The sequence below is a fragment of the Sporocytophaga myxococcoides genome (genome assembly GCF_000775915.1).
Classification (GTDB): domain Bacteria; phylum Bacteroidota; class Bacteroidia; order Cytophagales; family Cytophagaceae; genus Sporocytophaga; species Sporocytophaga myxococcoides_A.
In genome coordinates this window covers 499,600-521,875 of record NZ_BBLT01000004.1, presented here as the reverse complement: position 1 = coordinate 521,875, position 22,276 = coordinate 499,600, and the positions used below count along the sequence as shown (strand labels likewise).

The window sequence follows — 22,276 nt, the reverse complement described above, 5'->3', positions numbered from 1 at the left end:
TTGGTTTTTATAATAGCTAAAATGGGTAAAAATGTTTTGTTATAAAAAAAAGTAAAGGCTGATTTTGTCAGCCTTTACTTTTGGATATTCAGTAGTTTTACAATTTCTCTATGCTTTTCAGTACTGGTATCACCCTCTTTAGAACCAAGTTCTTTCCATTTGGAATTAATATCGTCGATGCGGTCTTGAGAAGCGGGGTGAGTACTTAGAAAGTCAGGAATGTGGTTATGATCCTTTTCCTCTTTAATCAGTTTTTTGAAAAATCCACCAACTCCTCTAGGGTCATATGGAGTGTCGTAAAGATATTCTACAGCATATTCATCAGCTTCTTTTTCATCTCCGCGACTAAATTTTAAAGAGAGAAGTTGCTGGCCAATATTTATAAGATCTCTGAAGTCTGAACCAAATATCAAGGAAATTAATACTCCTGTACCATAGGATTCTGCAAGCTGTTTTACAGTGTGTCTGTTTTCGGCATGTGCTATCTCATGAGCAATTACGCCTGCAAGTTCAGATTCGGAATCAACATATTTGATCAGGCCAGTATAGACATAAATGTAACCGCCGGCAACGCAGAAGGCATTAAGAGTGTTATCATCCTGAATAATTTTTACAGTATAGGGAAACTGATCTTTGTATTTTATTTTATCAGAATTTATCAATTGGTTTCTGATGTTTTCTACATAAGCATAAACTTCCTTGTTCTTTACTGGGTCAAGGACAGGGTATTGGGATTGACTTTCATTGATCTGATAGGAAAATTGTTCTCCCAGATTTTTATCAATATCGATAGGAATCATCTCCATTACTGCGTTGCAGCCGGAAAAGACTATAACCATCAGAAGTAAATACCACCTTTTTGAAAAAAACATGAATATTGTAATTATGAGTTAGTAAAATCTAAAACGAAGATAAATTTAGAAAAAATCTGTAAAGGCAAATAATTCTTTTTGTATTGTCTCATTAAACTTGCTTTTTCACTTATTCAGAATGAAGAGCTTCAATTTCGGAAATAAAATATCTGAAAGTGTTTTCTACTTTTTGGAGAGGAGAATAATCGTATGAAGGCTAATGATTTCTTAATGAATAAAAAAAGCTGCCCTTGTTACCAGGGCAGCTTTTGGTTTATACAAAGTCAGAAATATTAAACTACAAGAACTTTTTCTTCGTGCTGAGATAGGTCTAGTCCTTCTTTTTCTTCCTCTTCTGTTACTCTTAGAGGAGCTATTATGTTAGTAATAACAAGAAGTATGTAAGAACCTACGAAAGAAAATGCTACCACTATACCTAACGCGATAAGGTGCGATACGAAAAGGGTTGTTTCTCCGAAAGCAAGACCGTTTCCGGTAGCGTTACCAGCGTTTACTGCAGTGTGTGCAAAGATAGCAGTAAAAAGCATTCCGCTCATTCCACCTACACCATGACAAGGAAATACATCAAGAGTATCATCGATACCGGTTTTAGCTCTTAATCCTACTACTATGTTACTGATTAAGCTAGCTGCAACACCTATTACAAGGCTGGAAGCAATTGTAACGAAGCCCGCTGCAGGAGTGATTGCTACAAGCCCTACTACCACACCGATACAAAATCCCATAGCAGATGGTTTTTTACCTTTGACAGAATCAAACAGAACCCATGCAATACCAGCAGCAGCAGCAGCGATGTTAGTAGTAGCGAACGCCGAAGCAGCAAGGGCAGAAGCTCCAACAGCAGAGCCGGCGTTAAAACCGAACCATCCGAACCATAGTAAACCTGTACCTAATAATACAAATGGAATATTTGCAGGAGTAGCTTCTACGTTTTCTTTTCTTTTGCCGAGGTAGATGGCAGCAGCAAGAGCAGCACAACCAGCAGAGATGTGAACTACAGTTCCACCGGCGAAATCAAGAACCCCCATTTTGCATAGGAATCCTTCTGGATGCCATGTCCAGTGTGCAATAGGTGCATAGATCAATATGCTGAAAAGACATGCAAACAGAATATATGACGTGAACTTAATTCTTTCAGAGAATGATCCTGTTATCAACGCAGGGGTGATAACTGCAAATTTTAACTGGAAGAAAGCAAAAAGGACCAATGGAATTGTTGATGCTGCAGGCCAGGGTTTTCCGTCCAATACATTCTGGAACATAAAGAATGAGGCAGGGTTGCCGATAAAACCTCCGATGTCTTCACCAAAAGCAAGGCTAAAACCAATAGTAATCCATAGTACAGAGATGATACCCATACATATGAAACTTTGTAACATGGTAGAGATAACGTTTTTAGGGTTAACCATTCCACCATAAAAAAGTGCAAGTCCGGGGGTCATTAAGAGCACAAGAGCTGCCGATGCAAGCAGCCAGGCGATATCACCTGTGTCTAGACCTTCTGTTTCGATTGATTTTGGAACACCCGGGAAAGCAAATGCCAGTGCAGTAACAACCAGCAATACCGCAAATGGGACAATTGATAGTTTTTTCATAAGGTAGTTAAAATTTAGTAAAGGTTAATTGTGGACTAAAATTAGTAAATATTATCAAAACAAGTAAAATTTTTAGGTGTATTTTTTTATAATGTATATATATTGTTGATTTATGCCTTAAAATTTGACCTTGTTTTGAATAAAACTAGTAAAAAACCATATTACTACCTAATTTTTTAAAGTAGAATTTTTTCGGGATTAATAAATTCCTGAACTTCTGTTAATTAAAAGTCTCAATTTTGTGCTGATTAGCCTATTTTTTAGGGCAGTTAAGATGAATAATGCAATTTTTTTACATAGTAACCTTTTTTATGAAACTATGTTTGTTAATATTAATGTAGTTTAATGGATATTGTGTCTAAAAATTATCCAATTATAGTTTATGCTGTGTCGAGAAGGTAGTATAACATAATTGCAATTCCTCCTATTATATATAATACTGTAATGTGAAATATTTCTTGAATTAAGTCCCTTTTTTAATCTTGTCGATTTATTGAAGTGCTTCATCTAGTTTTTGAGGCTAATACAGGTAACTTCTAGTCTTTTCGATCATCCCCATCGTATTAGAAGTATTTTAAATCTGAATTTTTATGGATCCCAAAAAGAAAAGTGTCATCATTCTTGGGGGAGGTATAGGAGGGTTGAGCGCTGCTCATGAATTAATCAACAGAGGGTTTAATGTCATTGTATTTGAATCAAAGGACATTCCGGGAGGAAAAGCAAGAAGTCTTCCTGTGTTAAACTCGGGTAAAGATGGTCGGAAAGATCTCCCAGGGGAACATGGTTTTCGCTTTTTCCCAAGGTTTTACAAGCACATCATCGCCACTATGGAAGAAATTCCATATGGTGATAATAAAAACGGTGTAGCTGATAATCTTGTGGATACCACTCGTATTCAAATGGCAAGGTTTGGAAAAGAACCGGTTTTGATGCCGGCCAGGTTTCCGAGGTCTTTGCGTGAATTTATTCAGATACTTGCCGATGGTCTCGATCTTAACCTTGGTCTTTCCACTGAAGAAAAGGCCCTGTTTGCAAAAAAGGTCTGGCAATTAATGACGAGTTGTAAAGAAAGAAGAAAGCATGAGTATGAAAGGATCAGTTGGTGGGAATACCTGGATGCCGATCAGCAATCTCCTGCTTATCAAAGTATTTTTGCAAAGGGCCTTACTCGTACCCTGGTGGCTGCAAGGGCAGAAGAGGCGAGCACCAAAACCGGTGGAGATATCTTTATCCAGCTTTTATTTGATATAGCTAAACCTGGCATTAGCTGCGACAGAGTGTTATGTGGTCCTACAAATGAAGTATGGATTGATCCCTGGCTTGAATCCCTGAAAATGAAAGGTGTTGATTACAGGTTAAATTCAAAGGTGCTAAGCATCAATTGCGCTGATCATGCAATTAAAAGTGTCACCATTTCCTGTGATGGAAAGCAGCAAGAGTTTACTGCAGATTATTATATTTCGGCAGTACCTGTAGAAGTGATGGTGACCCTGCTTAACGATGACCTCTTAAAGATTGACCCTACATTAAATTACCTCAAAACGCTCAGTCAAAATGTTTCATGGATGAATGGAACACAGTTTTATCTTAATACTAATATTGATTCAGTTCCTGGTCATTCCATATATATAGACACACCCTGGGCTCTGACTTCCATCTATCAATGCCAGTTCTGGAGAAAATTCAATATTGCTGAGCATGGCGATGGAAAGGTCAAAGGTATATTATCTGTAGATGTTTCGGACTGGAATACTCCTGGTATACTTTATAATAAACCAGCCAAAGAATGTTCGAAAGAGGAAATTATTAAAGAGATCTGGGAGCAGTTAAAAAGAAGTCTGAATGTCAATGGTAAGGAAGTTCTGAAGGATGAATATATTCATTCATCATTTATTGATCCTGATATTGTTTTTGAAAGTCCTATGCGTAATGAAGAGCCGTTATTGGTCAATTGTACCAATTCCTGGGATTTGAGACCATACGCATACACTCAGGTTTCCAATCTTTTTCTGGCATCTGATTATGTAAAAACCAATACGGATCTTGCTACTATGGAAGGTGCCAATGAAGCTGCAAGGAGAGCTGTCAATAGTATATTGGATGCATCCGGAGTAAAGGCGCCAAAGTGTAAAATATGGGACCTGCATGAACCTGCCTTATTTGCCTTGCTTAGATGGAGAGATTTGCAGCGATATAAAAAAGGATTGCCATGGTCGCATCAACAGCCATTTTTAATTAAAGTACTTCATAAAATAAGGTTCTGGTTCTATGAAAAATCAGGGCGATAACATGTGAATTTTTTAATTAACCATTTAAATCTTTTATAATTATGGAAAAGCTTTTAAATCTTGAAGTGTATAGTCCCTTAGACTTAAGCTTGTTTGGCATATGTTGTATTTTTTGGTTTCTAGTTTACATCAATGTAATTATAAATATCATTAAATATAAGGTGGTGGAAATCCCTGTAGCTGCGGTGGTAGCCAACTTTTCATGGGAGCTGCTCTGGAGCTGGTGCTTTCATACCAATCTGGGAGAACTCTTTCAATGGGGGTACAGGATATGGTTCTTTATGGATATATTTATCATTTATAGTATTTTTAAATATGGCTATAAGCAATTTCAGCTTGAGCCCTTTAAAAAACAGTCTGTAGTAATTACAGCATTTGGACTCGCGTTTTGGATGATTGGTTTGTACTTCCTGATTCCAGAGCATGATACAGACGGATTTGGAGCTTTTTCTGCTTATCTCATCAATACATATATGAGTGCATTTTACTGCTATCAGATTATCAGGCAGCCTGAATTCGGCATTTCTAAAGCAAATGGCTGGTTTAAAATGATTGGTACTGCAGGTTGTTCAGCGATGATTTATAATCATTTCTGGAATATTCCCGGCTATAAAGGATTAATGGCTTTATGTGCCATTACATTATTCCTTGATCTGTTGTACATTTACTTGCAGTATAGTTTGGTAAGAGAGAGAAGTAAAGATGGTAAGATCAGCTTCATTCCTGCATAAAGGAGTAAAAAGTAAAAAGTTGAAAGTTTAAAGTTAAAGTTCTTTCAACTTTTTACTTTCAACTTTCAACTCCCAAAAACTTATCCGTCTTTTCATAAAACCCCTTAATAGTCTGCTTATCCTTTTTCTCAAGTTGTCTCAGCATTAAAGTCATTCTTGGATTCCTTTGGAATTTCTTTTTATGTAAATCAATAAATCTCCAATATAAACTGTCCCAGATATCTGCCCATGGTCCGCGGGGATAATCGCTCATTTTTAATATATAGTTCGAACCGGAGATATATGGTTTGGTAGTAATAACCTGGCCAGCAGCAAACTGGCTCATCCCATATACATTAGGTACCATTACCCAATCGTAGGCGTCAATATACATTTCCATAAACCATTTGTAAACTTCATCCGGATGTGTTTCGCAGAGAAGCATAAAGTTTCCCATTATCATAAGACGTTCTATATGATGACTATAGGAGTTATTAAGAACATTTGAAATAGTATGATCTACCGGCAAAATTCCTGTAGATGCATCCCAGAAAGATAAGGGTAATTTTCTTTTATGATTAAAATAGTTTTCTGTACGAATTTGATTTCCTTTAAGTTGATATACAGCTCTCATGTACTCTCTCCAGCCAATGATTTGTCTGACAAAACCTTCTAATGCATTGATGGGAATCTCATATTGATGTTCCATGACCTTGTCCAAAACTTCTTCCGGAATTAGCAGGCCTGAATTGAGGAGTGGGCTTAAGACTGAGTGATAGACAAACGGATGTTTGGATGAAATAGCATCCTCATAAGTTCCAAACAAATTTAGTCTTTGACTAATAAAGAACTCCAGCCATGTTTGTGCTTCTCTATGGGTGACGGGGTATAAGAAAGGCATTGCAGTTCCCGGATTAGCACTGAAATTTTTTTCTACATAATTAAATGCCTCCATTACAAATTCATTTGGCTGAGGAAAATGAATTGTTGGAGGTGTGTGATTTTTAGGAAGTCTTTTTCTGTTTTCATTATCAAAGCTCCATTTACCTCCTCTTGGCTTTCCATTATCAATCATTAAATCAAGTCGTTTTCTTTCATGCGAATAAAAATCAGCCATATGAAATTTATTATCGGAAAAATAGTCTTCAAGATTTTTCTTGGTATTGAGAAACATGGGCGAATTTTCCACAACTGTTTTGATTCCATTAATAGATGCATTTTTTTCTATTCGTTTTGATAGCCACTCATCTGTAGGATCTATATAAGTGATCTGACTGATTTTATTTTTTACCAACTCTTTAAATATTTCTTCAGTATCAGGAAATTTTATCTGGTCAAAGTAAATGCAATTGAATCCCTTTGATAAGAGTTGTCCCTCATAAGCTTTCAAGCTGGCTCTGTGAAATATAAGTTTTTGTTTATGAAACTTATATTGGTTAAAAAGCAAAGGCTCTTCTATTAAACAGATAAGCTGGTTCTTCTTTCTGTGAAAGTTAATTTCAAATAACTGGTGAGGAAATATTAAAAAAGCTTGATCCATAGTGTTTTTAAAAGTTATAAAGGGACAATATGATGTCGGATAAATTCGTTATTTTTGTAATTCGGAATTACATTCCTCTCTGCTTACACTGGTGACGGGGGAGTCCGTCACCTCTTTTTTTCTGTTTATCCACATTTTTTAATATATTTTGAATCCTTTTCCCGACAAAACCAGTAATTAGGAGCATTGGTTTAAAGATAAGTATGAAGGAAACCCAGACTTTTGATTATCAGCAATTTTTAGAAATACAAAAAGAAAACGCAAGGCTTAAAGAACATATAACCAATCAGGAGAATATGTTTGGAATGACTTTGCGTAATATGGGTGGTCTTAATCAGGAACTCAAGTTTGCAAAAGAGAAAATTAAAGAACAGAATCTTCTTTTAGAAAAGATAGTTGCTGATCGTACAATTGAGCTTCTTGCAATCAATAACCAGCTGAATGCCTTGTTATATCGGGCATCTCATGATATGAAAGGGCCGGTAAGCACTTCTGAAGGTCTTCTTAATCTTATTGAACTCACTAATGATCAGGAAGAGATTAAGGAAATGTCAAATTTAATGAGATTGACTTTGCGCAAGCTAAGCAGACTACTCGATGGACTTTCATTCCTTGGAAGATTAAAAACTGAAAAGAGTATTATTTCCAGAATAAATTTCGATACGTTCTTTTCTGAATTTAAAGAAAAACTTTACCAAAATCATTCTCACAGATTCCCTGTTATTAATGCTCAACTTCCGGAAAACAGAGATTTCAATTCAGATCCGGACATCCTAAATGTAATCTTCAGAGAGGTATTTGAAAACAGTATCATTTTCGGAAGAAATGCTTTGATTGAAATTACCTTTGTAATGGATATAACACATGACCACATTACTTTTTCAATTACAGATAATGGATATGGAATTAGAGAAGGTGTGCTTAGTCTTGTTACAGAAATGTTTTTCAGAGGAAGTGAAAAGTCTGAAGGTAGTGGAATGGGCTTGTTCCTGGTACAAAGCGCAGTAGAACATTTACAGGGAGAGCTCTTTATTTCAAGCGGAGAAAAAAAGGGGACAACAGTAAAGATTGTTATCCCGAATAGTACTTTCTGATTGTTGATCTAATATGTATAATCTTCTAATGGAAGAGAAAGGAATGTATTAAAACTTTCCTCCGGAACCACCACCTCCGAAATTACCTTCTCCAAATTCAAAACTATCTTGTTGTGCTGAGTCTTTGCCCATTGTCTCTGCAATTACCAGTGCTTCTGCATCAGATAAGTTGAATTTGATTTCTAAATCCTCTTTATTTATTGTTAATCCTATTTTAGGTGTTTTTAAAAGCTTGGTTACAAACCAGGCAATACCAATCATAATGACTCCTGCAAGTGTAATTGTTATTTCATGATGGCCAAGACTGAAATAGTATTTAAAAGTAAATACTGCAAAAGCAATAAGAAGTATCCCCAGCTGAAGTTGTAATCTGTCTTTATGGGTTACACCAGAATATATGTATAGCAAAGGTATTGTAGCTGTAGTGATATAGAATAACCAGGCCAAGGGTATTTGCTTACTTGTATAATCATCATTTAGCAAGGCATTAAGCTCTCTCACGACAAAATAATTGACAGAAAGATATAGTATGAGTAAACAAAGAAATTCAAGAACATTAAAATTATCTTTCCATATTATCCATTTTTCAACTTTAGCGTATTTTTTGATAAGCAGGTATATAAAGAAGGTTGTAAGCCCTATCACAAAAGGGCATATTGCTTTACCTATATTTCCGGTATTGGATACCAGGTAGAAAATAAGGTAAATCAGTACTCCAAATGCTAAGACTGTGATCAGGCGGTCTACATAATGGATGGCAAAAAAAATGAGAACGGGTAGAGAAATTGTAAGTACTTGAATAAGGTTATCACTTTCATTATAGTAAGATTCACCAGCGCGGTTTAAAATATCTATAAATATAGCTATTGAAGAAATAAAGAGACCAACTGTAGCATATTGCAATGCATCATCAACTCCTGCCCTGAAAAACTTTTTTTCTTTTATTGCCATTTCGCTTGTGAAACCTGTGAGTATTGCATAAATCAATGTTCTCAATAGCCCGAAATCTGAGGTGCTGTCAGAAAATGTTATCAGAGTGATAAGACCAAGGCTAGCGCTTATTAAAATTGAGGTAAAGAGGAATAAGCCTGTTCTGATAAAGAAATTAGGAGTATAGAGATCATTTATGTATGTTCCTTTTATCTTTTCAAAGGTGTGTTCGGAAAATAATTGTTTTTCTTTCCATATCTTAGCCTGCTCGAGAAGTCTGAGATTTTTCAGCGATTTTTTGTTATAAATAATCATATTTTTAACAGACTTTTGTGATTTTTAATTAGTAAAACGGCTAAGGCACAACTACCGATGAAATAGAAAAATCCAAAGTAAGCTAATTCCAGGCCTGCTCCGGCTTTAAACATAAAATAAAAAATAATATAGGTTATGCCTATATATAAATATATCATGATGAAAAGCAAGAAATAGTAAGATTCAAGTTTTCTCGCCTGGAAATAATAGACTCCTCCAATTGAAAATAAAATAAGTATAAATAAGAAGTGGTTGATTTCTGAAAACAGACCAGCCAATGCGGCAATAAAGAGGATGTGTATTGCAAAGTTGAGATAAGTAAATGCAAAATGGTTTTTCAGATTGATTCTCTGAAGTCCAAAGACCAGGGCATTAAGGAAAGAACCAAGACCTAAAGCAGTCCATATGTAAGAGTGGTCAGAAAAGTTATCCAGTCCATCAAATACTTCTCTGGGAGTTACGGCTATTCCTGCCCATCCTGCAAGACCTGTCACTCCCATGCTTAATACACCTTTATGATCGAACCTGTAAGCAAGCAGGAAAAATAAAAGAGTTGGGATAATTGTGGCAGTGCCATATTGATTTCCGAATATGGTGTATTGAATCTGTAAATAAGTTTCAAGTGATAAAAAAAGGAGACACCCGAGTAATAAAATATAATCATTCCACGGCGAGGAATTCATTACTTCATTAAAGGAAAAAGGCTCACTTTTTCTGAAAGTGTAATAGAAGCAGGCCATGCAGGCAAGTCCAATAAGAGAAATAATGGAAATGTGACCGATAGTGTCAATGTTGAGATAGATAATAAGGCCTGCGCCAGCTGAGAAAAGTAATACACCCAGGTATAAAAATGTTTTTACTTCCCAAAAGAGCGAAAAAAGCTTGTCTTGCTCATAATTTTCGATCTTTTCTTTGTCTTCGTTGGATATAATTCCATCAGTAAGCAAAGTATTTAAAATGAATTTTCTTTCAGGCATGAGAAAGTTTTACGATTTTTAGCATGCTTTTTGGAACGCAATTTTAATAGTTCCAGTTACCAAATTTATGGAAGATAAGAAATTTAAAGGATTGCAGGAAAGGCTAGAAAAATTGTCATGGCCATCTATTTATATGTTCAAGTTTATTGTTCCTACAGAAAAAGAAAAGGAGTTAGTTGATATTTTTGAGGGGCGTATAACAGAAAAAAAATATTCTCAGAAAGGGAACTACGTCAGTGTTACATCTACATTTGCTGTTGAATCAGGCGATTCCGTATTACACTATTATAAAGAAGCATCCAAAATTGAAGGTGTTGTGGCATTGTAAAATTGTACAATATTGATTCTTTGAAAGTAGCGTCCTTAATTGATGCAATTCCAACAAGCTGTCTGATTAAAGATGGCTTTTGTTTTTATCCCCAAAAGTTTCAGGATTTATCCTTTAAATTTATCTATTTCCTGTCTTGGTAGTTATTGTATGGAGGAAACGTTTTAGCATATTTTCTCAAATCGGGAGGAGTAATTTTTTTAAATGACAGATATCGGAAAAATACCGGAAAATAAATACAAGAATAAGTGGCTTATACTTGCCAATGTAGCATTCGGGGTTTTGATGGCTACGCTTGACGGAAGTATTGTAAATATTGCCCTTCCTACAATTAAGACAGAGCTTCAGGCTGGCAGTGCTGTTCAATGGATTGTAATATCTTATTTTCTTACTACTACCGGTACCCTGCTGATCATGGGCAGGATCTCTGATATCATAGGGGCGAAGCCAATATATGTTTCAGGTTTTATAATATTTACAATTGGCTCTTTGCTCTGTGGTATTGCTCCCGGAATATGGTATTTGACAGCCTTTAGAGTAATTCAGGGAATAGGAGCATCTATGTTGTTTGCTGTCGGTCCAGTGATTATAGCAAATGTTTTTGAACCCAAAGATCGTGGGAAGGCTTTAGGTTTAATCGGTACCATTGTCGCAACTGGTAATAGTCTTGGTCCCGTGTTGGGTGGAGTCTTGCTGGGATCATTGGGATGGAAAAGTATTTTTTTTGTAAATGTTCCGCTGGGCATTATTGCTGTTTTATTTACACTCAGAAATATTCCCGGCGGAGCCGAAAAGAAAAAAGAGTACTTTGATTATCCAGGAGCATTGTTGTTTCTTGCAGGAGCGATATTGTTTCTGATCGGACTTTATCTCGGGCCATTGGATAATTTCGGATGGAATAACAAAACTGTGATAATGAATATTATAGCAGGGGTACTACTTCTAACCTTTTTTTTCTTTTGGCAGAAAAGGGCACCGGTCCCTATGCTCAACTTTACTTTATTTAAAAGGAAAAACTATAGTTATTCAATTATATCCGCATGGTTGGCTTTTACATCTACAGGGGCAAACTTTTTTATTTTACCATTTTACCTTCAACAAATTTTGAACTACCCTCCTGAAAAGGCCGGTTTTATATTGCTTGCGGGTCCGGCAACACTAGGAATTGTAGCCCCTATAGGAGGTTTCCTTTCTGATAAAATCGGTCCGCGATTTATTGCAACTGTAGGGCTTTTGATTACAGCTACTGGTTATTTTTCATTTACTTTTATTACAGAAAACTGGGACTGGCATCAGATTGTATGGAGGAGCGCTTTGATCAGCCTTGGATTTGGATTGTTTCAATCACCCAATAGTTCCAGAGCTTTAAATTCAGCTCCAGCGCACCTTCGAGGTGTTGGAAGCAGCGCACTTGCTTTTATGAGAAATTTAGGGCTTTTGATGGGGGTATCAATAGCAGCGGCTATCTGGTATTCATTTAGAAAGAAAATAGCTTATTCATCAGGTATTGAGGAGTTAAGTAACCATGCTCAGGTTTATGGAATGCACTTTGTTTATTATGCTCTGACGTTTTTTGTACTTAGCGCTGCTGTTTTGTCTTACCTCAATATTCCGGAATATGCAGAGGATTAATGACAATTAACCTAAAGCTTCGATACATTCTTCAAAAGTCCTGAAAATTCTGCCTCCTGACTGAACAATGGCATAGTGTATCATGAGGTTTACGCAATGACCAAAATCTTCTATTTCACTATATTCCGGCTGTTTGGAGATATCAAACATTTTTTTTGTTGTTTCCGGAATGGTACATTCAGGTTCAGTACAGTAGGCATATATTTTTTTCTTTTTACCAAATGCCATCCCGATTTCAAAAGCGGTACCATCGTCCATGCAGGCTCCGCGAAAGGGATCGATGTTCGCTACAACAACATCAGCCATTTCTATCATTTGAATATTTCCATTGAATATCTGTTCACACACCAGCTCGGCTTTTGTCGGATCTATCTGATTGTCTAAAGGTATCAAGGCTTTATGCCCTTTCTGTGAAAGAAAATTATTTAATTTTTCAAAATGCTCTTTTGCATTTTGTCTGAAGACATCAGGTCCGGCAAGGTAGATTTTCATATAGATAGTATAAGAAATAGTAAGGCAAGATAAAGTAAATTTTTTCCTTGTAAGTGAATTGTTTAAATGGATTTTCTGAAAATTCCTTATCCTCGTATTATATAGCCAATTTAATTTATGTGCTTTCTGAATAGTTCTGGATTACAATTGCTTTGTTTCCGAATTGAATAAAAAAAAGATGATTCTAGAAAGCTTGCAAAAGTCTTTTTAACCAACTAGTTATATTTGAGAGTTAAGAAGGATGAAAAAAAGATATGATTTTTTTGTCATAGTTATATTTAATATCAGAATAGTTAAATATTTTTAGAAGATAACTGATTACTTATTTTCCTTTTGACAGTATTTAAGAAGAGTTATTAACTCGTCATTATTTTGCATTTATTGAAGAAAAGACCGCATTCTTCCGAATACACAATCAAATCATTTATAATAGCTTAGAAATTAATGAACAAGCATCTTGCTTTTCTGAGAAATTATGGTCTGTTGCTACTGCTAGCAGCTCTCTCATGTATTCAGCCTTTATCGGCTCAAACACCTTTGGTACTGAACCAATATGCTAAGGTAATTGATTTTCCATCCTGCAGTCCATGTCTTAATCCTTGTAATAAGGTGATTGTTGATGATGTAGCACAATTTGTTGTTGGTGATGAAGTACTTCTTATTCAAATGAAAGGTGCTGATATAAGTTGGTCTCAGGATACTACATTTGGGGACATTATAACTTATGGTAGTACAGGTTTCCATGAAGTACTTTCTATCGCAGCTATAGATGCCGTAACCAAGCTCATAACATTCGCTAATACGATAGGAGGAAATTATTCTGTTGATGGAAAGGTACAGCTTGTCAAAAAGTTTATATCCCCTGGAAATTATAATGTTCCTGTCGGAGGGATTTCATGCGCCCCATGGGATGGAAATAAAGGTGGGGTTTTGTTTATGGAGGTAAACGGGACTTTGTCCCTTTCGGGAAGCATAGATGTTACAGGAATGGGCTTCAGAGGAGCGGTAAACCCTAACAGCAATCTAAATATTACCGAATGTGGAACAGGAGGACCTGCAGGTGATGAATTTGCGAATGGTATATTTTTTCTCGATGGTGCTAACCTTCAATGGGCAGGAAGAAAAGGTGAAGGTATAGCGGAGTTCAGAAATCCTCAATATGAACTTGGAACAGGTAACCTTGCGAATGGCGGTGGAGGTGGATTGAATCACAATGCTGGAGGGGGAGGAGGTTCTAATATGGGAGCAGGAGGAAGAGGAGGGAATTCCTATATAGGAATATCCAATGAAATTTGTGGTGTAATTTCGAATGGATCAGGTGGCATTGCTCTTGATAGAATGGGTGGTTTGCGCCTGTTTCTTGGCGGAGGTGGTGGTGCAGGACATGAGAATAACCACAGAGGAAACTCAGGTGGTGATGGAGGGGGGATCATTGTGATCAAGGCAGACAAGATTGAAGGTAATGGAAATAAAATTATCTCCGATGGTTTTATCGGATTCAACTATGATCTTATTCAGGGGGGAAATGGTGAAAATGATGGAGGTGGAGGAGGTGGAGCCGGTGGTTCTATTAAAATAGAATGTAATGATTTGGGTACCACAGCGCTTACTATTCAGGCTAGAGGCGGAAATGGGGGAAGCCTTACCGCACAGGAACATGGTCCAGGCGGAGGCGGTGGGGGAGGCCTTGTGTGTTTTAATGCCTCTTCAATTGCTAATCCGTTGGTAAAAGTAGTTTCAGAAGGAGGAAATCCTGGAATTACCATAACAGACTCTTCTGCGTATGGAGCGCAGGCAGGCTCGCCTGGTATAACTGGTTTTTCCTGTACTACTATTTCTTCTCAACCTCCGAAAGTTATTCTGTTTTCAGCTGGTAGTGATCAAACTCTTTGCAATCCTGGGGTAGCAGTTCTTGATACCAAACTGGAAAAGACAGGAACTACCTTTACCTGGTATAAAGACGGAGTGGAACTGACAGCAGAAAAAGATTCGGTATATACAACAAATGCTCCAGGTATATATGTGGTGAAAGTGACAACAGCCAATTGTTCTTCTACAGATACTGTAGTGATCAAAAAAATAGGAAATGAGGTGCCCGTAAATCAGTATTTCTGTGATAACGCTGGTCCTGCAACAGTAACGCTTGAAGTAGGGAATCCGGAAACAGCTGCTAAATATGGCTGGTTTTCCGAGCAGACTGGAGGTTCGCTTGTACACGTGGGAAACAGCTATACTGTAACGGGACTAACCAAGGATACAGTTTTCTATGTTGTAGATACTGTAAAAGTAACTACTGTTTTCGGGCCTACCGGAGCAGGAGCAGCTCAGGAGTATTATATTGCCGATGGAAGTAACAATGATATTACAATTCAGGAAGAATTAAGAAAGTTTAATGTTACAGCCCCTATAAAGCTCAAATCAGTAGAAGTAAGAGCAGCTTTGAATGCTGGTGGTTGCGGGTATAACAATACATTTACTAGAAGTATTACTATTCAGCTTTTTCAAAATGGAATTGCTACGGGACAAACTGCAACAGGCACAATACAATGTGATGTTCCGACAAAAGTTGTTTTGAATTTTGACATTCCTCCTGGAAATAATTACGAATTAAGAATTGAAGATATAGATAAAGCATTTTTTAAGATCAGCGATGAAGAAGAAGGGTATTCTATTCCTGTTGTAATGACCATACTTCCAAATCAGAAGAAATCAGGAGCATTCTTTAACTGGGAGATAGAATACGGTGCTCCATGCGGAAGAATGCCAATCTGGGCTAAAAAGAGCTGTCCGCTTCCTTTGATGCTCTTATCATTTAGAGGTGTTAGTCTGGATGGTAAATCAAATCTTTATTGGTCTACAGCATTAGAGAAAAATGTTGAAGGTTTTATAATTGAAAGCAGTAGTGATGGATTCTATTTTGAATCCAAAGGGTTTGTATCGGCTAGTGGTCTTGGTCATTACCAATTTCAGGATGCGAATTGGGAAAAAAGTCTTTATTACAGACTTAAAATCGTAGATAAAGATGGTTCTTTTGCATACAGTCCTATCATACATCTGAAGGGCGGTAATGAAAAGTTTTTTAACCTTTTTCCAAATCCTGCTTTTGAAGTGTTGTACCTTCAAATTGTGACTTCCGAAAAATCATCTGTGCTGGTTGAATTAACAGATGTTGTAGGAAAACAAATTTTAACAAAAGAGCAAAGTTTTGAAAAAGGAGTTAATACACTTTCCTTTAACATAACCTCATTACCAACCGGAGTTTACTTCCTGAGCATATTAACGCAAGAAGGGATTGAGGTAAGAAAGTTTGAGAAGAGATAAAAAAAATCTATGAAAGTGGAATTAACCTTGAAGATTTAAGAATAGATATTTCTTGATAACAAGCGTCTCCCCTTGATCTGAATGTTTAAATATCTAACAATTAAGTTGACTTAATAAAAGAAGAAAAGTAAAAACTTTCTTCTTTTATTAATGAGCTTTATTCTGCAAATCTTCTGAATATTGCAATAGCATTATGCCCTCCAAAACCAAAGGTATTGCTCATAGCCACTTCTACATTGCTTGGTTTATACTTACCTGTTATAATTTCTACGTCCGATGATAGATTAATTTCAGAAAGATCATTTGTATTGATAGTCGGAGGAATAATATTTTCCTCAATACTTTTAATTGCTATGATAGCTTCCACGGCTCCAGCGGCTCCGAGCAAATGACCCGTCATTGATTTGGTAGCACTTATATTTATCTTTTGTCCATTGAATAATCTGTCAATTGCTGCAAGTTCGCTCGGATCTCCCAGTGGTGTAGAGGTCGCATGGCAATTAATGTAATCCACTTCTGAAGGTGAAATGCGTGCGTCTTCCAAAGCATCCTTCATGGCAAGGTAAGCACCGATTCCTTCCGGATGAGTAGCTGTAATATGATAAGCGTCCGCTGCAAGTCCACCTCCAATGATTTCTGCATAGATTCTGGCCCCTCGCGATTTCGCATGTTCCAGTTCTTCAAGAATCAGGGTGCCACTGCCTTCTCCGAGTACAAAGCCATCTCTTGTTTTATCAAAAGGTCTGGAGGCCTTTGAAAATTCTTCATTATTTTCAGATAAAGCTTTCATCGCATTAAAACCACCGATACCTGCGTCAATAATGGGAGCTTCAGAACCGCCGGCTATAATGATATTTGCTTTTCCTAACCTCAAGTAGTTAAAGGCATCGATGATTGCATTTGTTGATGAAGCACAGGCAGAGACTGTTCCGAAATTTATCCCACGCAAACCAAACTTTATGGATATATACCCCGGCACGATATCCGAAATCATTTTGGTGATGAAAAAGGGGTTAAACTTAGGTAATTTGCTTTGAGCATATGCCAGCACTTCTTCCTGAAAAGTGACAAAGCCACCAATTCCTGAAGACCATATTACACCTACTTTGTCTTTATTGATTGTGTCAAAGCTGATTCCTGCATCTTTTATAGCTTCCTCTGTACTGGCAATTCCATATTGACAAAACAGGTCCATTTTACGGGATTCTTTTTTATCAAGAAAATCCAAAGGATTAAAGTTCTTTACTTCACAGGCAAATTTTGTCTTGAAGTGCGTGGTGTCAAATCTTGAAATATGGTTAGCTCCGCTTATACCTTGCTTTACCGAATTCCAAAAATCGTGGATAGAATTACCGATTGGAGTAATCGCTCCCATACCTGTTACTACAACTCGCTTCATATGAGTGGATTTTAATTTAAATTGTAAATTATACTTATTAGTAAGTAAGTATGTTTTGTAAATTTTTTTTATTGTCGGTTTAGTTCATTAATAATTGCATTTTTAACACTTTTGAAACTTGCCGGCCCCAATATTTTGGCCATTTGAGCTGCTGCCATAATGGAAGTGATGATGAGCAAAGCCCTGGTTCGGGGATCTCCTTTAAATGTCAGACTTCCTTTCTTAAGTCCTTCTTCCATAACGGCTGATAACCAGTCTCCGACAATGCCTACGAATACAGTAAGTTTCTGCTGGATTTTTTCATCAATAGTATCCCAGTCTGTAGCAAGTGTTCCTACAAGACAGACTTTATTATTTGTCTGAATCTGCTCATATATATTGAGAAATGCTTCTACTTTCTCAGGTTCGGAAAGAGGGTTTACAGCTTTTATAAAATGATCAATTTTCTGAATATGGAGATCTATAACAGCAACCCCAAGGTCGGATTTGGAAGGAAAGTGATAATGTATGGCAGCATTTTTTACAGATAAGACCTTTGATATGTCATTGTAGCTGAATGCATTATAACCTCTTTTTCTGATCAGGTCATCTGCAATATTTATAATAGACTCTTTAGTGGAAGTCATTTTATTGGTTTTGTTATTACAAATATACTACTTACTAGTAAGTAAGTGGCAATAAGATCTAAATATTTTTTAAATAATAATTTAGAGAAAGATGAGTAATATTTATGTATTGCCAGTGCCTCTTTACCTGCAAGTGTATTGCAACCTTTAAACCTTTGATAATCTTTACAATGGTTGATCAAAACATTAAAGGGAAAAAGAATTAAATGTGCTGTTAGGCAGCTTTAATTCATATATTTTAAATTAACATAATCGATATATTACTTTGTAACAACTTCCCGGAATATTGATTAAAAGAATCATACATCTGTAGTTGGAAAATCAAATTAATATTTCCGACCTTTAGGCCGAGTTTAGTTTAGCATGTCTGAAAGCATAAATAAAGTAGGTACAAAAGAAAGTTTTTCTGATCCCGAATCTTTTGAAAGGATTTTCAGAACATACTACGCTCAGCTTTGTCGCTCTGTTTATAGAATAGTCCAGGATAAAGACGCAAGTGAAGATATTGTGCAGGAGGTCTTTATGAAAATCTGGACCAAAAAGGATGAACTCTCCATTCATCTTACAATAAAATCTTATCTCTTTGCTGCAGCCTACAACAGCTCATTTAATTATTTAAAACAGCAGAAAAAATTTTCGGATACGGAAGAGGAAACCTGGATTAATATTGCCGGCAGTGATAGAGCAGACCAATCTCTTCATTCAGGGGAGCTTGACGAGCATATCAATCAGGCGATCAATAGTTTGCCTCCGGCCTGCCGTTCTGTTTTCATATTAAGCAGGTACGAAGAACTTAGCTATAAAGAAATTGCTGAAACTTTACAGATTTCAGTTAAAACGGTTGAAAATCAAATGGTAAAAGCTTTGAAAGTCCTCAGGGAAAAATTAGCTCCTTTTCTGAAAGATGCTATCCTGGCTTTGATTTTTGTGCTAAATATTTTCTAAAAAAATTTAAGTTAGCGTAGGGGTAATTTAAAATTCAATTGTCATAGTATCAGATTGGCCAATTAATTAAAGATGGAAAGAGAACATCAGGAACTTATTCTTAAGCACTTAAGGAAAGAATCTTCGGGTTTCGAAGAACAATTGCTTTCCGAATGGCTGCAGGAAAATCCTTCTAACAGAAAGGAATTTGAAGAGTATGTCCGGACGTGGGATTTTTCCGCTAGAGCCACTGTTGACTTTGAACCCAATGTTGACGCTGCCTGGATGAAGTTTAAAGCAAAGGCCGGTTTTGAGCCTCAGCAGACAGCTCCGCAGAAAGAAGTAAAAGTCGTCAAGCTCTTCGATTATAACCTTATTTTGAAAGCTGCAGCAGTTTTATTGGTATTTGCCGGCATTAGCTATGTATCAATGAAGTTGTTTAATCAAAAGGAGATACAACAAATTTCTTTTGAAGCAGGAAATGAAAAAAGGGAACTACAACTTCCAGACAGCAGCAAAGTGTGGCTGAATGCGCACAGTAAAATTTCTTATGCCGACGATTTTAAAGGCGATATGAGAAAGGTAAAACTTGAAGGAGAAGCCTTCTTTGAAGTAAAGCGAAACGTTGAAAAACCATTCAGTGTAGAGGGATTATCATCTGTCACTCAGGTACTGGGTACTTCATTTAATGTTAAAGCAATAGCAGGTCAGGCCGATGAAGTAGAGGTCGTTACCGGCAAAGTCTCTTTCGCATTGAAAAATAACGAAAACAGGAAAGTCATTTTGACTCCTGGGATGAAAGGCAGAGTAGATAACAATAATGTTGTTTCAGACAAAATTGATAATCCGAATTTCCTGGCATGGAAACAAGATAAGCTCGTCTTTGAAAACAGTACTCTTGAAGAAGTAGCATCTGCTGTTGAATCTTATTTCGGGACAAAAGTGGAATTTGCGAATCCGGAACTTGGCAATTGCAGATTTACTGGAACTTTTGAAAAACCTAAATTGCAGGAAGTACTGGATGTAGTTTCTGAATCAATGAGTCTAAGTTCTAAAAGGGAGGCTAATGGCTTTATCCTGGAGGGGTCAGGTTGTCAGTAAACAATCAACAAAGCATGTTAACTACTTGTTTTGGTTAATGTCGCGCAGTTAAAAAATCATTTAATTTATTAATTCATTTCACTAATGAGGCTTATTCAAATCCTTATCATACTATTACTTTGTCTTAACTTTTCCTTACAGGCGCAGTCATCGCTAGATACAAAGGTTACGCTTAAGATGAAGGCCAAGCAAAGCGAAATTCTGAAAACCATTACCGAAAAATATGGAATCAGGTTTTCTTATTCGAATAACATGGTTTCGCTTGACAAAGATGTGTCTTTGAATGTTCAGGGTAAATCTCTAAAAGAAGTTCTGGACCTTCTCTTTACTGACCATAATGTAAATTATTCTGTAGTTGGAAATCAGATTGTGCTGAAGAAAAAAGCTGTAAAGAAAACTGCTGACGCCTCTGCTGATTCAAGAAAGGGCGCTTCTTCATTCGTGATCGTGGAAAATGCGAATTCTATTACCCTTAATAGTGTATCTAATGAAAAGGAAGAAGAAATATCGGAAGATGACTTTGAGGAGGTACAATCGGATAGCAGTGACAAACTTGAAGAAACCCTTATGGTATCTTCGGACACAACTGTAAAGGCTCCCGTATTGAAAGCTAAGAAACCTAAGGGAGATGATGTTGTAAGTCTTCGGAAGCAATATTTATTGGAGAAAAGACGATTGAGAGATGAATATTTGACCAAAATGGACAGCTTGACTTCAAGGGGAAATAAGGAAACAAAAGAGGACTTTAAAAGCAGCTTTAAAACGATTTCTCAGAAACTTAGGGAAGAGTTAAACGAAATTGCTGATAGTATAGAAAACAGGGCGCCAGTAGGCGTGTGGAAGCGCTTACAAAAGTTTGACAATACTTCTGATTCTCTCTCTGGTAAAGAGGGTCAGAATTCTGACTCTGCAACTTATACGACGGTGCCGCTTTCAGTAACCTTTGTTCCTCCAATGGGTACCAATGGTATGCAGGGTCCGAAAATTGTAAACAAAACTTCATTAAATATCCTGGCAGGTACTTCCAGGGGATTAGATGGATTTGAAATTGGAGCTCTTGTAAATGTTGAAAAAGAATTTGTCAATGGAGTTCAGATTGCCGGTTTGTCAAACATCGTGGGAAAGAATGTTAATGGAGTTCAGATTGCTGGCCTTACCAATTCATCTTCCGGATATGCTGAAGGGGTGCAGGTAAGTGGTCTTACGAATGTAGTCAAAGACAGCATGTATTGCTTTCAGTTTGCTGGACTGGTAAACAGTTCGGGAGGAAATAGCCTTGGGGGACAATTTTCCGGTTTAGTGAATTTTAGTAACGGGTACATGTATGGTCCCCAGTGTGCAGGATTAGCAAACGTTGCCAATGGCATGATGACAGGACCTCAGTTGGCTGGCTTCATTAACGTTGCAAACGGAAGTCAGAAAGGTATTCAGAGCGCCGGATTCATGAATGTCGCAAAACATAATTCAGAAGGTTGTCAGCTGGCTGGCTTCATGAATACTACCGGTGATTTAAGAGGAGCACAGGCTGCTGGTTTCATCAATGTCGCAAAAAGAGTAAAAGGTGTTCAGATAGGGGTGATTAACATTGCTGATACTGTTGCTGGAGCTCAGATTGGTATTCTTAACATAGCAAAGAAAGGTTATCGCAGATTAGAGATCTGGGGCTCAGAAAGCTTATATGGAAATATCGCTTTCAAAATGGGAGGATCAAGGAGCTTTTATAACATCTTTGCAGTTGGCGCACAAATATATGATGGAGGCAAGTTAAGAACAGGCTATGGGATAGGATTTGGTTCAGAATTAAAGGCTAGTCAGACAATATGTGTAAATATAGATGCTATATCTTACAATATCAATGAAGACGGACTATGGACCAATAAGCTCAATTTACTGAATCAGCTTAGAGTAAATGTTGGGATAGCATTAGGAGAAAGAACTACAATCTTCTTTGGTCCTACTTTTAATGTAATGGTGTCTCAGATTTACAATGCTGATAAAAACGAATATGGCTCCAACATTGCTCCGTGGACAGTTTTCAATGAGACCTATGATGGTCGTGTTGATAAAGGACGCAAAGAGAATACGAATGTGAAAATGTGGCCAGGATTTAATGCCGGTATCAGATTTTGATT

The 22,276-nt window shown here is 36.9% G+C and carries 17 protein-coding genes; 9 read left to right on the top strand and 8 right to left on the bottom strand.

What is annotated here, in order from left to right:
• Window positions 1-74: 74 nt before the first annotated feature.
• Both MYP_RS12370 and MYP_RS12365 read right to left on the bottom strand, forming a co-directional pair.
• Entirely contained in the window at window positions 75-872 is a 798-nt protein-coding gene (locus tag MYP_RS12370; RefSeq protein ID WP_045463662.1) for a M48 family metallopeptidase, read from the bottom strand.
• A 272-nt stretch (window positions 873-1,144) separates the two neighbouring features.
• Window positions 1,145-2,467, bottom strand: a complete 1,323-nt coding sequence (locus MYP_RS12365; RefSeq protein ID WP_045463659.1) for an ammonium transporter — start codon at window positions 2,465-2,467, stop codon at window positions 1,145-1,147.
• Between the two features lie 590 nt (window positions 2,468-3,057).
• Between MYP_RS12365 and MYP_RS12360 the strand changes: the two genes are divergently transcribed.
• Window positions 3,058-4,755: a hydroxysqualene dehydroxylase gene (locus MYP_RS12360; RefSeq protein ID WP_045463656.1), complete on the top strand. Its 1,698-nt coding sequence runs from the start codon at window positions 3,058-3,060 to the stop codon at window positions 4,753-4,755.
• Window positions 4,756-4,796: 41 nt separating this feature from the next.
• A complete protein-coding gene (locus MYP_RS25030) occupies window positions 4,797-5,486 on the top strand; it encodes a transmembrane-type terpene cyclase (protein WP_052430144.1) in 690 nt (229 codons plus the stop codon).
• A 58-nt stretch (window positions 5,487-5,544) separates the two neighbouring features.
• On the opposite strand, the gene MYP_RS12350 is transcribed toward MYP_RS25030, so the two are convergent.
• Entirely contained in the window at window positions 5,545-7,005 is a 1,461-nt protein-coding gene (locus tag MYP_RS12350; protein WP_045463653.1) for a cryptochrome/photolyase family protein, read from the bottom strand.
• A 203-nt stretch (window positions 7,006-7,208) separates the two neighbouring features.
• Here MYP_RS12350 and MYP_RS12345 point away from each other — a divergent pair, with 203 nt between their 5' ends.
• Entirely contained in the window at window positions 7,209-8,099 is an 891-nt protein-coding gene (locus tag MYP_RS12345; RefSeq protein ID WP_045463650.1) for a sensor histidine kinase, read from the top strand.
• Between the two features lie 48 nt (window positions 8,100-8,147).
• On the opposite strand, the gene MYP_RS12340 is transcribed toward MYP_RS12345, so the two are convergent.
• Together MYP_RS12340 and MYP_RS12335 are read right to left on the bottom strand one after the other, a co-directional pair.
• Window positions 8,148-9,344 (bottom strand): hypothetical protein, encoded by a 1,197-nt coding sequence (locus MYP_RS12340; protein ID WP_045463647.1) that lies wholly within the window; start codon window positions 9,342-9,344, stop codon window positions 8,148-8,150.
• Window positions 9,341-10,321, bottom strand: a complete 981-nt coding sequence (locus tag MYP_RS12335) for a DUF2157 domain-containing protein (RefSeq protein WP_045463645.1) — start codon at window positions 10,319-10,321, stop codon at window positions 9,341-9,343. The genes MYP_RS12340 and MYP_RS12335 overlap by 4 nt, the downstream gene beginning before the upstream one ends.
• A gap of 67 nt (window positions 10,322-10,388) precedes the next feature.
• On the opposite strand from MYP_RS12335, the gene MYP_RS12330 reads away from it, so the two are divergent.
• Complete coding sequence (locus MYP_RS12330) at window positions 10,389-10,649, top strand: DUF493 family protein (protein WP_045463642.1); 261 nt, start codon at window positions 10,389-10,391, stop codon at window positions 10,647-10,649.
• 204 nt (window positions 10,650-10,853) lie between these two features.
• Complete coding sequence (locus MYP_RS12325) at window positions 10,854-12,281, top strand: MFS transporter (RefSeq protein WP_045463639.1); 1,428 nt, start codon at window positions 10,854-10,856, stop codon at window positions 12,279-12,281.
• Window positions 12,282-12,287: 6 nt separating this feature from the next.
• On the opposite strand, the gene MYP_RS12320 is transcribed toward MYP_RS12325, so the two are convergent.
• Window positions 12,288-12,773, bottom strand: a complete 486-nt coding sequence (locus MYP_RS12320; RefSeq protein WP_045463637.1) for a nucleoside 2-deoxyribosyltransferase — start codon at window positions 12,771-12,773, stop codon at window positions 12,288-12,290.
• Window positions 12,774-13,217: 444 nt separating this feature from the next.
• Here MYP_RS12320 and MYP_RS12315 point away from each other — a divergent pair, with 444 nt between their 5' ends.
• Window positions 13,218-16,094 (top strand): T9SS type A sorting domain-containing protein, encoded by a 2,877-nt coding sequence (locus tag MYP_RS12315; RefSeq protein ID WP_045463634.1) that lies wholly within the window; start codon window positions 13,218-13,220, stop codon window positions 16,092-16,094.
• 157 nt (window positions 16,095-16,251) lie between these two features.
• Here the strand turns inward: MYP_RS12315 and fabF are convergent, their stop codons facing one another.
• Together fabF and MYP_RS12305 are read right to left on the bottom strand one after the other, a co-directional pair.
• Window positions 16,252-17,493 (bottom strand): beta-ketoacyl-ACP synthase II, encoded by a 1,242-nt coding sequence (gene fabF / locus MYP_RS12310; RefSeq protein ID WP_045463631.1) that lies wholly within the window; start codon window positions 17,491-17,493, stop codon window positions 16,252-16,254.
• Window positions 17,494-17,561: 68 nt separating this feature from the next.
• Window positions 17,562-18,119 (bottom strand): TetR/AcrR family transcriptional regulator, encoded by a 558-nt coding sequence (locus MYP_RS12305; protein ID WP_045463628.1) that lies wholly within the window; start codon window positions 18,117-18,119, stop codon window positions 17,562-17,564.
• 363 nt (window positions 18,120-18,482) lie between these two features.
• Between MYP_RS12305 and MYP_RS12300 the strand changes: the two genes are divergently transcribed.
• The 3 genes from MYP_RS12300 (at window position 18,483) to MYP_RS12290 (ending at window position 22,274) form a co-directional block, all read left to right on the top strand.
• Window positions 18,483-19,064, top strand: a complete 582-nt coding sequence (locus MYP_RS12300) for an RNA polymerase sigma-70 factor (protein ID WP_045463625.1) — start codon at window positions 18,483-18,485, stop codon at window positions 19,062-19,064.
• 72 nt (window positions 19,065-19,136) lie between these two features.
• Window positions 19,137-20,144, top strand: a complete 1,008-nt coding sequence (locus MYP_RS12295) for a FecR family protein (RefSeq protein WP_045463622.1) — start codon at window positions 19,137-19,139, stop codon at window positions 20,142-20,144.
• A gap of 177 nt (window positions 20,145-20,321) precedes the next feature.
• Window positions 20,322-22,274 carry an STN domain-containing protein gene (locus MYP_RS12290; protein WP_156140536.1) on the top strand — a complete coding sequence of 651 codons (1,953 nt, stop codon included), beginning with the start codon at window positions 20,322-20,324 and terminating at the stop codon, window positions 22,272-22,274.
• The last annotated feature ends 2 nt before the right edge of the window (window positions 22,275-22,276 follow it).